Source organism: Paenibacillus sp. GCM10023252, from assembly GCF_042653305.1.
Taxonomy (GTDB): domain Bacteria; phylum Bacillota; class Bacilli; order Paenibacillales; family Paenibacillaceae; genus Pristimantibacillus.
Genome location: NZ_JBHSHW010000009.1, coordinates 449,678 through 464,181 on the forward strand (window position 1 = coordinate 449,678; position 14,504 = coordinate 464,181).

Annotated in this window: 15 protein-coding genes; 10 read left to right on the forward strand and 5 right to left on the reverse strand. The window is 50.4% G+C overall.

Going from position 1 to position 14,504, the window contains the following annotated elements; translation table 11 throughout:
* Positions 1 to 91: 91 nt before the first annotated feature.
* From ACFO9Q_RS07795 to ACFO9Q_RS07805, 3 genes are all read left to right on the forward strand, one after another.
* Entirely contained in the window at positions 92 to 979 is an 888-nt protein-coding gene (locus tag ACFO9Q_RS07795) for an ABC transporter permease (RefSeq protein WP_379180427.1), read from the forward strand.
* 17 nt (positions 980 to 996) lie between these two features.
* Positions 997 to 1,869, forward strand: a complete 873-nt coding sequence (locus tag ACFO9Q_RS07800; protein ID WP_379180429.1) for a carbohydrate ABC transporter permease — start codon at positions 997 to 999, stop codon at positions 1,867 to 1,869.
* Between the two features lie 118 nt (positions 1,870 to 1,987).
* On the forward strand, positions 1,988 to 3,724 hold the full coding sequence (locus ACFO9Q_RS07805; protein WP_379180432.1) for an ABC transporter substrate-binding protein: 1,737 nt from the start codon (positions 1,988 to 1,990) through the stop codon (positions 3,722 to 3,724).
* Positions 3,725 to 3,804: 80 nt separating this feature from the next.
* On the opposite strand, the gene ACFO9Q_RS07810 is transcribed toward ACFO9Q_RS07805, so the two are convergent.
* The 5 genes from ACFO9Q_RS07810 to ACFO9Q_RS07830 form a co-directional block, all read right to left on the reverse strand.
* Positions 3,805 to 4,155: a cupin domain-containing protein gene (locus ACFO9Q_RS07810; RefSeq protein WP_379180434.1), complete on the reverse strand. Its 351-nt coding sequence runs from the start codon at positions 4,153 to 4,155 to the stop codon at positions 3,805 to 3,807.
* A 13-nt stretch (positions 4,156 to 4,168) separates the two neighbouring features.
* Complete coding sequence (locus ACFO9Q_RS07815) at positions 4,169 to 5,155, reverse strand: Gfo/Idh/MocA family protein (protein WP_379180436.1); 987 nt, start codon at positions 5,153 to 5,155, stop codon at positions 4,169 to 4,171.
* Positions 5,156 to 5,168: 13 nt separating this feature from the next.
* Positions 5,169 to 6,158, reverse strand: a complete 990-nt coding sequence (locus ACFO9Q_RS07820; RefSeq protein WP_379180438.1) for an aldo/keto reductase — start codon at positions 6,156 to 6,158, stop codon at positions 5,169 to 5,171.
* A 78-nt stretch (positions 6,159 to 6,236) separates the two neighbouring features.
* Complete coding sequence (locus ACFO9Q_RS07825; RefSeq protein ID WP_379180440.1) at positions 6,237 to 7,088, reverse strand: AraC family transcriptional regulator; 852 nt, start codon at positions 7,086 to 7,088, stop codon at positions 6,237 to 6,239.
* Between the two features lie 67 nt (positions 7,089 to 7,155).
* The gene (locus ACFO9Q_RS07830; RefSeq protein WP_379180442.1) at positions 7,156 to 8,031 is read right to left on the reverse strand and encodes an AraC family transcriptional regulator; all 876 of its coding nucleotides are present in this window, start codon (positions 8,029 to 8,031) and stop codon (positions 7,156 to 7,158) included.
* A 146-nt stretch (positions 8,032 to 8,177) separates the two neighbouring features.
* On the opposite strand from ACFO9Q_RS07830, the gene ACFO9Q_RS07835 reads away from it, so the two are divergent.
* From ACFO9Q_RS07835 to ACFO9Q_RS07865, 7 genes are all read left to right on the forward strand, one after another.
* Positions 8,178 to 9,002: a phytanoyl-CoA dioxygenase family protein gene (locus ACFO9Q_RS07835; RefSeq protein WP_379180444.1), complete on the forward strand. Its 825-nt coding sequence runs from the start codon at positions 8,178 to 8,180 to the stop codon at positions 9,000 to 9,002.
* Between the two features lie 119 nt (positions 9,003 to 9,121).
* Positions 9,122 to 9,478, forward strand: a complete 357-nt coding sequence (locus ACFO9Q_RS07840; protein ID WP_379180446.1) for a cupin domain-containing protein — start codon at positions 9,122 to 9,124, stop codon at positions 9,476 to 9,478.
* A 37-nt stretch (positions 9,479 to 9,515) separates the two neighbouring features.
* Positions 9,516 to 10,733: a Tm-1-like ATP-binding domain-containing protein gene (locus ACFO9Q_RS07845; protein WP_379180448.1), complete on the forward strand. Its 1,218-nt coding sequence runs from the start codon at positions 9,516 to 9,518 to the stop codon at positions 10,731 to 10,733.
* A 29-nt stretch (positions 10,734 to 10,762) separates the two neighbouring features.
* Entirely contained in the window at positions 10,763 to 11,593 is an 831-nt protein-coding gene (locus ACFO9Q_RS07850) for a phosphoenolpyruvate hydrolase family protein (protein WP_379180450.1), read from the forward strand.
* Between the two features lie 23 nt (positions 11,594 to 11,616).
* Positions 11,617 to 12,492, forward strand: a complete 876-nt coding sequence (locus ACFO9Q_RS07855) for a sugar phosphate isomerase/epimerase family protein (protein ID WP_379180452.1) — start codon at positions 11,617 to 11,619, stop codon at positions 12,490 to 12,492.
* Positions 12,489 to 13,526, forward strand: coding sequence for a Gfo/Idh/MocA family protein (locus ACFO9Q_RS07860; protein ID WP_379180455.1), 1,038 nt, complete (start codon positions 12,489 to 12,491; stop codon positions 13,524 to 13,526). Before ACFO9Q_RS07855 ends, ACFO9Q_RS07860 begins: the two co-directional genes overlap by 4 nt.
* Positions 13,527 to 13,590: 64 nt before the next feature.
* Positions 13,591 to 14,253 (forward strand): GntR family transcriptional regulator, encoded by a 663-nt coding sequence (locus tag ACFO9Q_RS07865; protein ID WP_379180457.1) that lies wholly within the window; start codon positions 13,591 to 13,593, stop codon positions 14,251 to 14,253.
* Positions 14,254 to 14,504 lie beyond the last annotated feature (251 nt).

Here is a 14,504-nt window from a genome sequence, read left to right on the forward strand (position 1 = left end):
AGCTATTCTTAAAACGATGCTATAGTTCCTCTCGAGCTCCCATGTTAAATTAACAGCAGACCATGAGACAAGAGAGGGGAGCAGCTAAAAAATGAATAAAGGACATAGCATCCTATACTTGATGTTACTGCCTGGCGTGTTGCTTGTCATCCTATTTAATTACGTACCTATGGCTGGCTTAGTGCTTGCCTTCCAGGATTATAAGCCGTGGCTCGGAGTCACCGGCTCAGATTGGGTAGGAATGGAACACTTCCGAGCCTTGCTCACAAGGGAAGACAGCGTGCAGGTCATCTGGAACACATTAATTATTGCAGGGTTGAAAATTATAGTAGGTCTCATCGTTCCGTTACTATTCGCCCTGCTGCTCAATGAAATTAGACAATCGGGAATCAAGAGATCCATTCAGACACTCGTCTATCTGCCTCACTTCATGTCATGGGTTATACTTGGAGGTATTCTGCTTGATCTGTTATCTTCAAGGGGACTGTTCAACAGCGTCATCCTGCCTATGTTCAACCTAGGACCCATCAACTTCCTGACGGATGGTAACTGGTTCCGAGTCGTTGTCATTGTGAGCGATACATGGAAGGAGTTCGGCTTCTCCACCATCGTATTCCTGGCGGCCTTATCTGCTGTGAACCCGGCGTTATATGAAGCGGCCGAAGTGGATGGAGCTACGAGGCTGGATCAGACCTGGCATGTGACGCTTCCTGCTATGATTCCAATCATCGTCGTAGTCGGGACCTTATCTCTTGGAAGCATTCTGAATGCCGGCTTCGACCAGATCTTCAACCTCTATAATGTTCTCGTCTACGACAAGGGAGATATTATTGATACCTTCGTCTATCGGGTAGGCATACTAAGCAGCCAGTTCGGGTTCGCGACGGCCGTCGGATTATTCAAGTCGTTCATCGGCTTCCTGTTCATTGTTATTGCCTATAGACTTGCCTACAAGTATGCGAATTATCGAATCTTCTAAGAGAGGAGCAGGATTGTATGTATTACAAGAATAACGGCTATCGTGTATTCTATATTCTCAACATAGCCTTCCTTATCTTCATCTCGTTAGTCTGTCTGTTCCCGCTCATTCACGTACTGGCCGTGTCGTTCAGTTCTGCATCCGCAGCAGCAGCGAATCTGGTGACACTCTGGCCTGTGGACTTCACGCTCAAGTCTTATCAAGAGACACTGTCGAATACCAAGTTCCTGGATGCGCTTGTCATCTCCGTCATCCGAGTCCTGCTTGTTCTGTCCTTGGGACTGTTAGTGACGATCTTGACGGCCTACCCGCTGTCCAAGTTCAATCTGAAGGGGGGCAAGTGGATCTCTTGGTTCTTCGTCTTCACCATGTTATTCAGCGGAGGACTGATTCCCTCCTATGTCTTGATCCTTGAGCTGGGGCTGCTGAATAGTATATGGGCGCTTATTCTTCCGAGTATTGTTAATGTATACAATGTCATTCTCATGCTGAACTTCTTCCGCAATATTCCGAGGGAATTGGAGGAGGCCGCCTTCATTGACGGGGCAGGGCAGCTGACGACCTTATTCCGAATCTATCTGCCGATCTCTATGCCCTCTATTGCAACGATCTCTCTATTCATCGCAGTCAGTCAATGGAACTCCTGGTTCGACGGCCTAATCTACTTGACAGATGCGGGGAAGTGGCCGCTTAGCACCTTGCTTCAGAACATGTTAATCGTACCTGATACGACGAATGGAACGTTGGACTCCGAGACACTTGCCCAGATGTCGGAGAAGACGATTCGAGCTTCGCAGATCTTTATTGGAGCTCTCCCAATTTTGCTCGTTTATCCATTTTTGCAGCGATTTTTCGTCAAGGGTATCGTACTAGGTGCGGTCAAGGAATAACATAAGTTCTTAATCTAACATCATCAATCTTTGAAAAGTGTTCTATTGTTATGCGCTTACAAGCACTATGCTTAATCATGTAAGGACGATCCTATTACATCTAAAAGGGGTAGATGAAATGCAAGGAAGCATGGGATGGAGCAAGACACGCAAGGCAATGTCTGTCATGTTAGTTACCGCAACGGCCTTCAGTACGCTCGTTGCTTGTTCCGGCAATAACGGTGGCAACGGCGGTAACGGTGGGAACAATGGAAATGGAGGGAATGGTGAAGCCGCAGCGGTAAGTGAAGGCTTCACGAAGGGCAAGTTCGATCCGCTTGTCGAGATCAGCACCTTCCAGTGCAATAATAATCTGCCCTTCAGAGATGGAGAATCGATAGAAGACAATGTTCACACCAGATGGGCCAAGGAGAAGCTAGGCATCCAGATTACGTATGACTGGACAACAAGCCCGGATCAATGTACGAACAAGATTCGTCTAGCCATGGCAGGCAACCAACAGCTGCCGGATGTCATGATGATTGGCGACAAGCAGATTCTTGGCGAACTGATTGAAGCGGGCAAGGTCATGGACATTACAGAGGCCTTCGACAAGTATGCTTCCGAGCAAGTGAAGACGATCTATGGCGCAGACCCAACCTATTGGTACGGGGTATCTAAGGACGGCAAGCGGTACGGATTACCAATCTTAAGCGAATCGATGAATAATGATCCGCTGCTCTATATTAGACAAGACTGGCTGGATCAGATGAGTATGAAGGCTCCTACGAACTTCGACGAGCTGGAGAAGGTTATGGAAGGCATGAAGAAGCTGGGCAAGCCGGCGCCTCTAGCCTTGGGCCTGAAGAATGACGTGAATCCATTCGCTACGTATATGACAGATGCAAGCTGGATCTTCGGTGGATACGGTGCCATCCCGGGCTATTGGAACACATGGACAGACAAGGGGACACTTGAATATGGTTCAATCCAGCCTGAAGTGAAGGAAGCACTTGCGAAGATGCAGGATTGGTTCAAAAAAGGCTACCTGTCACAGGACATTGGACTACTAGACGAGCGTAAGGGCTCTGAGCAGTTCACCTCCGAGCAATCGGGCATCATCGCCGGTCCAATCTGGATGTATGGCTGGCCAATACAAGCCACCTTGCTTAAGAACAATCCTAAGGCTGTCATAGCTCCTGTTACACTTCCAGCTGGACCTTCTGGCAAGGTTGGACGTCACGGAACGACCATTCCAGGCCAGACGCTTGTCGTAAGAAAAGGATTCGAGCATACCGATGCCCTATTCCTGTACCTGAACGAGCTGTTCAAGCACAGCAACCCGGAAGCAGGCAGCCCATATGAGAACGGCTGGCATGAAGGCTATGATTATGTCATGAAGGATGGCAAGGTCAGCCGAGTGAGAGAAGACTTCCCGAATGCACAGCCGATCTCGGTATCCAAGCATTTCATCACTTCTTCTCCTATGATTGATCCTGCTCTTACCCTCGAGATGAGACGGAAGTTCTATAATGGAGAGAAGCCGACAACTCCTGTGGAGAACCAATGGTACAATTCAGCGAAGCCAGAGGAGCAGCAAAATCCTAAGACAAACAAGGGCTGGCAGGCGGTAGATGTGATGCTGCAGCAAGCAGATACGTCCAAGCAGGATCTGTTCCTTGGCGCTCCGACTAAGACGATGATCTCCAAGAGTGAAGCGCTCAGAAAGCTGGAGCAGGAAACGTTCATCAGCATTATCTATAACAAGGCACCGGTATCGGACTTCGACAAATTCGTTGAGAAGTGGAAATCATCCGGCGGTGATGAGATTACAGCAGAAGTGAACGAATGGTTCAAGTCTGCGACTGCGAAGTAAATGACCGAGGGATCATCTCAATGATCTAATGAATAAAGACCATGTCTACTTCACTTTATGAAGGGGCATGGTCTTTGATTTTATTTGCCAATTCCGATGACCATAAGTCTAATCTCTTCCTTGGTGTTATTCACTAACCCGTGCGTGCCGAACGGAGGGTTCACAATCAGATCGCCTGTCTTGACCTGCCGCACCTCTCCATTAGCTGTCATCTCCCCGCTGCCTTCAAGGACGATATAGATCTCCTCATCGTCACCGTGCGTGTGAAGACCGATCGTGGCGCCTGCAGGCAGAATCGTATAATTAATGAAGCGCAGATTCGTCGTAAAGTCCTTCGGGCCATATAGAGTCTTGTGCAGCGCAGTTCCTACACCATCATGAATGCCACTGACCTGGACTAATTCCGCAGACAGAAAGTTTCTTATAATCAAGTTGAAGCCTCCTCTATTGACGAATATGAACAGCGCAGTGCATTCGGATGGATTCCATAGCGGCTTCCACTATTCGATAGGTGCGAATGTTGTCGGAGATATCCGTCTCGCCGGGGCGGCCTGAGCGCAGAGCGTTCAGGAATTCTTGTACAACATACACTCTGTTGTCTATCCTGTCTTCCAGGGTATAGATGGTCTTGCCGCTCTTCTGACTTAGAGTAATCTGCTGCCCATCGAATAACAGCAGGCCACGCTCCCCCTCGATCCGCCAATCTCCAAGCCATGAGCCCGTATTCTCGAAGGAAGCAAGACTGCCGACATAGCTGGCCTTCACCTGGTTCTCCAGCTCTAACAACAGCTCCGTATCGGAGTATCGTGTACCGTACCAGCTGCCCGGAGGGGTAGAGGCTCTCGCATATACGCTAACGGCCTCCAGCCCGGTGAGATACCGAAGCATATCCAGATGGTGGATGGCCACATCCGTCAGCAGGGGGAACGGAAGATCCTTATGATAATTGGTAAATACCGGATGATGCTTGAAAAATTGGACATGCACGGTGTGTATGTCTCCAATAGCTCCTTCCTTAATCAAGCCGCGCAGCTTACGGACAATCGGTGCATATCGATAATTCTCAGCGATCATGACCGGGATCACAGAAGCAAGAGACTGCCGATGAAGCTCCTCCGCATCCTCAGCGTTCAGTGCAATCGGCTTCTCGCATAGGACAGGGACTCCGGCTGCCATACATTGCATGGATACTTCTCTATGTACCGAAGGTGGTGTCACATTAATGGCAGCCTCCGGTGACACTCGATGCAGAGCTTCTTCCAGGGAGGTGAACAAGATGTCCTCCGGAAGCCCCGCCTGCAGCTTCACGGCTTCCAAGGCGAGAGGATTCCCATCAACCACGCCAACCAGCTCCAGTTCCTGACAACTTGGCACAATTCTTGTTAACCAGCTTCGGCCGAATTGTCCTGCGCCAATCTGAATGACTCGCATACCGCAGCACTCCTCACTCAAGAATGGAATCGATTAAGGTAAGCTCTTCTGCCGTGAAGTCGCCTGCATGCAGTGCCCCTGCGGCGTCCTCAATCTGACTGACCTTACTGGCGCCGATTAATGCTGAGGTCACCCGTCCGCCTCTCAGCACCCAAGCCAGTGCCATCTGCGACAGCTTCTGTCCCCGGCTGGCAGCCACTTCATTCAACCGTCTGACCTTGTTCATCCTAAGTTCATTCAGATCCTCCGGCTTCAGGAAAACGCTTGGACCTGCTGCGCGGGAGTCCGCTGCTATGCCGCTCAGATATCGGTCGGTCAGGATGCCCTTGTCCAGCGGGGAGAAGGCGATGGAGCCGATTCCTTCATCCTCAAGCACATCGAGCAGACCATCCTCAATTCCGCGGGCCATCATCGAGTATTTGGGCTGGTGAATCAGGCAGGGGGTGCCGAGCGCCTTCAGAATGTGCGAAGCCTCGCGCGTTGCCTCAGGGTTATAACTGGACAGCCCTACGTAGAGCGCCTTACCTTGGCGAACGATCTGGTCCAGAGCACCCATCGTCTCCTCAAGAGGTGTAATCGGATCGGGACGGTGATGGTAGTAAATATCGACGTAGTCCAGCTGCAGCCGCTTAAGACTTTGGTCCAGGCTGGAGATCAGGTATTTCCTTGAGCCCCAATCTCCATATGGACCGGGCCACATGTAGTAGCCTGCCTTCGTGGAGATGATTAGCTCGTCCCGGTATCCGGCAAGATCCTTCTTGAGTATGCTCCCGAAGGTATCCTCTGCTGAGCCCGGAGGTGGTCCGTAATTGTTCGCCAGGTCGAAGTGAGTGACCCCTAAGTCAAATGCTCTGCGGACCATCTGTCTGCCATTCTCGAAGGCATCCTTGCCCCCGAAGTTGTGCCAGAGCCCTAACGAGATGGCAGGAAGCCTTAAGCCGCTTCTTCCGCATCGGCGATATGCCATCGTGTCGTATCGGTTGGGATCTGCTGTATGCTGCATTCTGATTCCTCCTAGTAGATGTGATAAGGAGAGTGTACAGGCATAGAGCAAGATTAGCTATGACCTAATGGATGATATTTATGGCATAATGTCTGTTCTGGACTTCCCGGAGCGATATTGAGAGGGCGATAGACCAGTCGTTCGTTTGAACATCTTGGAGAATAGCAGCCCGTTGGAGTACCCTACAGACCTCGCTACCTCCTCTATGGAATATTGTCCGGTTGCCAGCAAGTCACATGCCGTCCTCATCCGATATTGGATGAGATAGGCTTGTGGAGGCATTCCTGTCGATTGCTTGAACAGAGCAGAGAAATACTTGCGGTCCAATCCAATGATGGATGCGAGCTGCTGCACCGTCAAGTGCTCGGCGTAATGGGTTGCGATATGCTCCTTAGCTTGACGAATATACTGGTCAATCTTGTTGAAGGACGAAGACTCCAGGGGATGGGAGGGAACCATCTGAACGAGGTGGCTGAGCAGATCGTAGAGAAGTGCCATCTGCTGCAAATCCCCGGTTGCATCGTAGCGCTTCGTATGAGAGAGCCGTTCGTATAGTGTGGGCATCAGCTCCAGATCCATAGGGAAGATTGGATAATCGGGAGATAATGCGGTTCGGCCGAGAATCTCAGGAACCTTGGCGCCGTCGAATGCGATCCAGGAATAAGTCCATGGCTCTAATAGATCCGCCTGATAGAAGGTCAACGTATGAGGATAGATAAGAAACGCTTGTCCGGCAGTCGGGGTATAGGTATGGTTAGCCGTTCTTACGATTCCTTTGCCCTGATGGATAAAATGAATTTTGTACCTCTCCCTAACGCCAGGGCCAAAAGATTGTCCGGGTTCGCACGCTTCCTTCCCCCAGTAGAGGAGAGTCAGGTCCGTGCTTCTGGCAGTGGTGGGGGGAGCAGGGAAGGCAGGCAGCTTGGTCATGGAGGGATACCTCCTTCAGATAGAATAATTAATAGAAGCAATTGTTCCTGGATCAATTATACAGAGCTTAGAGCATCCGTGATAGCTTGCGGTATTCACTTGCTGGAATGCCTTCAAGCCGAGCGAACGCTCGAGAGAAATAGTGTAGGCTATGATAGCCTACAGCTGTGCCAATGACTTCGATTGCAGCATCTGTATCGCGCAGCAAGCGCCTTGCTTCTCTGTGTCTAGCTCGCTGAACAAAGCTGCTGGGACTATGACCCAGTACTTGATTAAATAGACGGATCATGTAATCCTCACTTAGATGCAGTAGTTGGGCGAGCCTAGAATTGCACCAATCCTCACTCAGATTCTCTTCAATCTGCAGAGCTGCTCGGCGTATAGCAGCCTCATGCGGGGAGTGAGAAGGCGCTCTGTCCTGCCGATGCTGTTGAATGATACATACCAGAAGTCGCAATAGGCTGCCTTGACATAGATAATGATGCAAGGGCTCTTGGTGAGTGAAAAGCTCAATCGTATCTCGCATCAGTTGTTCGATCTCAGGGCTGCTTGGTATACTTGCCGGAACCAGGAGCTTCTCAAATGCGGCATCTTCGGGAAATACACAAAAATCTTGTTCCCTTACACCAAGCTCATGAACGATGATGTCTTCATCTCTTGCCACATAAAGTTCATTATAGAAGTCAAAATGGATGCCTAGGAACGCGGCAGTTTGCTGACCAAGAATGGATACTTCATGATGTATGCGTGCAGGAAGAAGGAATAATTGGCCCGGCCTTACACGGAAAGCTTCACTGTCTCCAATGCGCACCTCAGCTTCGCCTTCAAGCAGCAGCAGCCATTCGAAGTCATAAATACGACGCGAAATGCGTCTGGAGGTATCTTGTTTATGGAGCTGTCCCCAGTGCATGCTCGGCGAGAGGGGGCGGGAGGATAGGCTCATACGAGTGAGCTCCTTCTACAATAGAATGATAAGTCGGATATGTACAAATGGTGATCGGTATATTCTAAATACGACCCTATATGTTCATGATAACATAGCCCTTATAAGCCTATCATGAAATAAAATTGAGGGGACGGTAATGTGCAATGAATAAGGACCATCAAGTACTGCCGGACTTGACATCAGCATACAAGCTGAATGAGGATCAGATTCGCAGCTTCCAGGATAAGGGACATCAGATCTTAAGGGGCGCAGCTTCAGAAGAGGAACTGATACCTTATAGAGAGGCGATTCGTGCGAAAGTCCGCGAGCTTAACCGACAAAGCAAGCCAATGGAGGAACGAGATACGTATGGCAAGGCGTTTATTCAGATCTCTAATATATGGGAGCATTGTGAGCAAGTAAGGCGATTCACGATGGCGAGACGGTTCGCTAAGCTTGCCGCTGAGCTCATGGGCGTAGATGGGGTCCGCATCTATCACGATCAAGCCTTGTATAAGGAACCGGGAGGCGGACACACTCCATGGCATCAGGATCAGATCTACTGGCCGGTGGATACGGATCATACGATTACGATGTGGATGCCGTTGGTTCCCATTCCAGCAGACGTTGGATCCATGAGCTTCGCCTCCGGGTCTCATAAGCTTGGCTATGTAAGCAAGCTTGTGATCTCAGATGAGTCTCATCACACCTTGGGACAATATATTGAAGGCAGAGGGTTGGAGGTTGTCAATTACGGTGCAATGGCTGCGGGCGATGCAACCTTCCATTATGGTTGGACATTACACAGTGCTCCGGGGAATCCCACTGAACACATGCGTGAGGTGATGACAATCATATATGTAGCAGATGGGGCTAAGGTAATAGAGCCTGATACGAACGCGCGTAAGCTCGACCTGCAGCGCTGGATGCCAGGGCTGAAGGCGGGGGACATAGTAGCTAGTCAATTGAACCCAAGAATTTATATCTAAGGGATAGGATTGCGGCTGCATGAGCAGTTGCAATCCTTTTGTTAAGTGTAAATATATCTTGTTTTTATACATTATACAATATACAATCTTACTGAGTTCATTACTAAGGAGGCCTAGATATGGCTACAATCAGCGACTTGAGAGAAGAGAAGCATGTGATATCTCTGGATTGGGGTAAGATTCAATGGCTATGCGGACAGGAGATTGATCCGGAGTGTGAGATGACGTTCGGCATGGTGTTCATAAACGCTGGCGCCTCGAATCCTCGTCATTATCACCCGAATTGCGAGGAGTACATCTTCGTGCTGTCCGGGGAATGCGATCATTCGCTGGGGGATGAATCCTATCATCTGGAGCCGGGCATGATGCTGCGCATTCCAAGAGGCGTGCCGCATCATGCTGTAGTTACGGGCTGGGAGCCTTGCCGCATGATGATTATGTACTCTGCACCGGATCGTCAGACCATTGGCGAATAAGACTGAACGATAACCATTGGAAGGTGTGATCCTGCGTATGAGAACAGCTGTCGTGCTCATTGGTGCACTGGATACCAAAGGACAAGAATTCCAATATGTCAAAAGCATCATCGAAAATAAGGGGCTTCAACCTCTTGTCATAGATGTTGGTGTATTAGATGAGCCATTGTTCAAGCCGGAGGTATCCAGCAGCGAGGTAGCTGAGGCCGCAGGCACAACGCTTGCGCAGCTGCGCGCGGATAACGACCGAGGTCAAGCCGTAGCCGTGATGGCTGAAGGTGCGCAGGTCATCGTGCAGCGTCTGGTACAGGAGGGCCGCGTGGCAGGCATCTTCGGCATGGGCGGAACAGCAGGTACAACCGTAGGGGCCACTGCCATGAAGGCGGTTCCAATTGGTGTGCCGAAGCTGCTGGTATCGACAGTTGCCTCGGGGAACACACGTCCTTATGTAGGTGTGAAGGATGTCACGATGATGTACTCCGTTGTCGACATCGCAGGACTGAACAAGCTCTCTCGCACAATACTTAGTAACGCTGCCTATGCGTTGTCTGGCATGGTGAAGGAACGGGAAGCAGAAGCGGCGGACACCTCGGACAACAAGATTACCCTTGGCATGACGATGTTTGGTGTGACAACACCCTGTGTAACGAAGGTTAGGGAGATTCTAGAGTCCAAGGGCTACGACATTCTCGTGTTCCATGCCACAGGATCAGGTGGACTTGCGATGGAGGAGCTGATTGATGCCGGCTTCATCCAAGGGGTGGCGGATGTGACAACGACGGAGCTGGCGGATGAGCTTGTCGGCGGTATTTTTAGCGCGGGTCCACATCGTTTGGAAGCGGCTGCACAAGCGGGCATTCCTCAAGTTGTCTCGGTAGGCGCTCTCGACATGGTTAATTTTGGCCCACGGGAGACGGTTCCTCCGCAGTGGAGCAACAGACACTTCTATCAGCACAATCCGACCACGACACTTATGCGGACGACCGTGGAGGAGAATGAGCAGCTTGGCGTTATGTTGGCAGAGAAATTAAATAAGTGCACCGGACCTGCGGTTCTAGTATTTCCGCTTGGTGGAGTATCCCTGCTGGACCGAGCTGCGCAGGCGTTCGACGGACCTGAGCAGAGGCAGGCACTTCTTGCAGGCATCAAAAGCCGGTTGAAGCCAGAAATTCCTCTGTTGGAAGTGGATACGGACATTAACGACCCTTCGGTCGCCTTATTAATTGCAGAACGACTGAATAGCTTACTGAAATAAAAAAGGGTCAAAAGAAAAGAGGATGAATCATGAGACTGAGCAGACAGGAAGTTATTCGCAGATTAAAAGCCCAAATGAATGAGCAGAGGGCCATTATCGGCGCGGGTGCCGGGACAGGAATTTCAGCAAAAAGTGCAGAGGATGGCGGTGTCGATCTTCTTATTATTTATAACTCGGGCCGATATCGGATGGCTGGACGCGGCTCTCTCGCAGGCCTTATGCCTTATGGCGATGCCAATCAGATCGTACAGGAGATGGGGCGCGAGGTGCTTACCATTGTAGACGACACCCCCGTGCTAGCTGGTGTTTGCGGTACCGATCCTTTCCGCGATATGGAGATCTTCCTAGAGGATCTGAAGCGGCAAGGCTTCTCGGGCGTGCAGAACTTCCCGACTGTGGGCTTATGTGATGGCGTATTCCGTCAGAATCTCGAAGAGACCGGCATGGGCTATGGCTTAGAGGTAGAGATGATTCGCAAGGCGCATGCGCTGGACTTGTTTACGTCGCCTTATGTGTTTAATGAGGAAGATGCCATTGCAATGGCGAAGGCTGGCGCAGATATGCTGGTTGCCCATGTGGGGCTGACAACGAAAGGAATGATCGGTGCCCAAACTGCGATGACGTTGGAGGAATCCGTAGATCTCGTGCAGCGCATTCACGATGCAGGCAAATCTATAAATCCTGATATTATTGTCATTTGTCATGGAGGTCCGATCTCTGAGCCGGAGGATGCTGCGTATGTCTTGGAGAATACCAATGGTGTAGTCGGATTTTTCGGAGCGTCGAGTGTGGAGCGTCTGCCGACTGAGGTTGCCATCGCGAATCAAGTGAGAAGCTTCAAGCAAATCCATGTAAACTAGGCGTTACAGAGAGGAAGATCACAATGGTAGAAGTGACGATGCTTAATGTGATGGCCGGCGGAGATTTCATACAATCACTCGATACGCAGAGGAGCTGGGGCGTCAAGGTTCTGGATCTGAAGAACGGGATTTATGGCAAAAATCTGATTGACCTGTCCATTGCTGAAGCAGAGCAAGCGGCCAACGAGATTGCAGCGAGAGGATTGTCGGTTTACTGCTTCTCCTCGGAGCTGTTTCACGATATGGTCGAGAAGGGCGAAGCTTACTTTCGGGAACAGTATCTGAACCGGTTAGATCACTTGCTGAAGCTGGCGGCCATTATGAAGCCGAAGGTAATTCGCCTGCTCTCAGCCAAGATAGAAGGGCGAAGCGAGGTTGCTGACAGTATATCGTACCTGAGGGCACAGCATCCGTGGCTAATTCCGATGTATGGCGAGGCAATCGACCGCATTCATGCAGCGGGCTTTGAAGCGACAGTCGAGAACGAAGCTGCTGATAATATGTTTTCCACACCTTCTGAGGTTACTGCATTTTTCGAAGCGTTGGCGCGGAAGGATCGCGTTTATTTCACCTATGATGTGCAGAACCTGTGGCAGATGGGGACGTTTCCAACGATTCATGTCTATGAGCAGCTTGCACCCTACATCGGTTTCTACCATGTGAAGGGCGGGCAGAGTGAAGGCGATGACTTAGCGCTCGTCTGGAAATCCAGTCTGGAGGAGTCTTCCTGGCCTGTTGCTGCCATGACAACGAGGGTAGTTAAGGAAGGTCGTAGTCCGGCCATTTGTATCAATCCATCGCATGGCAAGGCGAAGCCGGACTATGATTTCCTTAGCGTCACGAAGCAGGATTATACGTATGTGCGCAGCCTAATCGCTCAAGTGGAGGTAACCAAATGACTTATCAGCGGGAATTTACCCAGTACTTAAATGTAGCACTTGTCGGTGTCGGCAGTCATAGCTATCGGAATATATTGCCGGTGATGCATTATTTGCCTATTCGGTTAATTGCAATCTGTGATGTGAACGAGGAATTGGCAAATGCGACGGCTGCCCAATTCGGCTGCAAAGCTTATACGAGCACCGCTGAGATGTACGAGAAGGAAGCACTTGATGCTGTTTTTCTGTGTGTATCCCCTCAGGCATACCCTAAGTTAACGCTGGAAGCGTTCGAAGCGGGGCTGCATGTGTGGATGGAGAAGCCGGTGGCTACTCGCGTGCAAGAAGTGGAAGCGATGATTGAGGCGCGGCGCGGGAAAGTAGCCGTTGTCGGCTATAAGAAGGCCTTCATGCCTTCAACCGAGAAAGCGATCGAGCTTGTGAATTCGGAGCAATATGGAGATCTGCATTCGATTCTAGCCGTATATCCGATGTCGCTTCCTCCGGAGCGCGGCGATATTCTGACTAACTTTAAGCCAACCAATTGGCTGGGGAACGCCTCGCACCCGCTCTCGCTTATGATGGCGGTTGGCGGCAAGGTGGAAGCCTTGACAGCACGCACCAACGCTAGAGGCACAGGTGCGATCATGTTGGATTTTGCTAGCGGAGCTGTTGGGAATTTCCATCTAGCTTCCGGTCCGCAGCCTATTGAATCCTACCAATTTTTCGGTGGGAGCTGGCATCTAGAGATTGAGAATTCACTGCGAGTCAAGCTCCAGCGTGGTATCCCGCACGTATATAGCCGCACGCACAACTATGTTCCTGCGGGTACCGATACCGGCGCGGTTGTATGGGAGCCGCAGAACTGCCTAGCTACACTCGAGAATAAGGCGGAGTTCACCCAAGGCATGTATGGTGAGATGAAGTACTTCTGTGATTGTGTGCTCGAAGGACGTCAGCCCGAGCTAGGCTCTCTTGAATTTGCCTTGGAGATTACGAAGCTGTACGAGGCTGCGCTATTGTCCGAAGGCAAGACGGTACCGATCTCGACATGATTTTGCTATAATCAGAAGATCATGGATCGCGTTAAGTGATCATACAGAACGGAGAGAGTGTCGTATGTTATCAAGTAAGCTTGGTAAGCTGCCGATGCGGCAGGAGGTATACAATTACTTGCTCGAAGCGATTATTAGCGGACAGCTGGAGCCAGGCAAGCAGCTGGATGAGAAGGAGATATCGGAGAGTCTGGGCGTCAGTCGCACACCGCTGCGAGAGGCGCTTAATCGTCTGGCTCAAGAGGGCATTGTGAATGAGATTCCGTATCGCGGGAACTTCGTTAAGCAATTCTCGGCCAAGGATATTAAGGATCTGTACGAGGTTCGTAAAAATCTGGAAGTCATGGCGGTCCGATCCGCTGTGCTTCGTATGACCGAGGCGGAAGCCGAAGAAATCTCAGCCTTAGTGCGATTAACTGCTGAGGCGCAGGAAGCGAAGAACATGGCTGATTTTGCAAGCTATGATGCTCAATTTCATGAGAAGCTGGCTCTATACGCTGGCAATCAGGTGCTCTATCAGATGCTGGCATCGATGGGCTCGCAGATTAAAATTGTACGCTCCTTGGCGAATAAGAGTGACAAGGTCGTCAAGCAGTCACAATTCGACCGCGAGCATATTCTCGGGGCCATCGCCACCCGCAATCCCGATGCGGCGGCACAATTCATGGAAGCCCATATTGATCATGTGATGAAGGAAGTGATCGAGCGATTAGGCCACGAGGGCTGAGATAAAGGTAAAGTATACAGCACTTACATATGTGTCGAGCAAGCCAGCAGAAGTAGATACGAATTTCAACCTTTCACAATCAGCGAATCAATTGTAACTTGCTTTGTTGGGACCAAATATTCAACAACAGCAGTCTAAGCTTGCTGCAAATGCTATCAAGATTTTTCCTTTTTTTCCGCACACCAAATCAATATCGAGCCGATGATGCCTATCAGCTATGCGGTAATCTGTGGGATGATACGGGTATGCTC

Excerpts from the sequence above, each read along its gene's own strand:
- ACFO9Q_RS07795 (WP_379180427.1), top strand. The coding sequence starts at position 92 with ATGAATAAAGGACATAGCATCCTATACTTGATGTTACTGCCTGGCGTG.
- ACFO9Q_RS07800 (WP_379180429.1), top strand. The coding sequence starts at position 997 with ATGTATTACAAGAATAACGGCTATCGTGTATTCTATATTCTCAACATA.
- ACFO9Q_RS07805 (WP_379180432.1), top strand. The coding sequence starts at position 1,988 with ATGCAAGGAAGCATGGGATGGAGCAAGACACGCAAGGCAATGTCTGTC.
- ACFO9Q_RS07815 (WP_379180436.1), bottom strand. The coding sequence starts at position 5,155 with ATGCGAGTCATTCAGATTGGCGCAGGACAATTCGGCCGAAGCTGGTTA.
- ACFO9Q_RS07820 (WP_379180438.1), bottom strand. The coding sequence starts at position 6,158 with ATGCAGCATACAGCAGATCCCAACCGATACGACACGATGGCATATCGC.
- ACFO9Q_RS07825 (WP_379180440.1), bottom strand. The coding sequence starts at position 7,088 with ATGACCAAGCTGCCTGCCTTCCCTGCTCCCCCCACCACTGCCAGAAGC.
- ACFO9Q_RS07830 (WP_379180442.1), bottom strand. The coding sequence starts at position 8,031 with ATGAGCCTATCCTCCCGCCCCCTCTCGCCGAGCATGCACTGGGGACAG.
- ACFO9Q_RS07835 (WP_379180444.1), top strand. The coding sequence starts at position 8,178 with ATGAATAAGGACCATCAAGTACTGCCGGACTTGACATCAGCATACAAG.
- ACFO9Q_RS07840 (WP_379180446.1), top strand. The coding sequence starts at position 9,122 with ATGGCTACAATCAGCGACTTGAGAGAAGAGAAGCATGTGATATCTCTG.
- ACFO9Q_RS07845 (WP_379180448.1), top strand. The coding sequence starts at position 9,516 with ATGAGAACAGCTGTCGTGCTCATTGGTGCACTGGATACCAAAGGACAA.
- ACFO9Q_RS07850 (WP_379180450.1), top strand. The coding sequence starts at position 10,763 with ATGAGACTGAGCAGACAGGAAGTTATTCGCAGATTAAAAGCCCAAATG.
- ACFO9Q_RS07855 (WP_379180452.1), top strand. The coding sequence starts at position 11,617 with ATGGTAGAAGTGACGATGCTTAATGTGATGGCCGGCGGAGATTTCATA.
- ACFO9Q_RS07860 (WP_379180455.1), top strand. The coding sequence starts at position 12,489 with ATGACTTATCAGCGGGAATTTACCCAGTACTTAAATGTAGCACTTGTC.
- ACFO9Q_RS07865 (WP_379180457.1), top strand. The coding sequence starts at position 13,591 with ATGTTATCAAGTAAGCTTGGTAAGCTGCCGATGCGGCAGGAGGTATAC.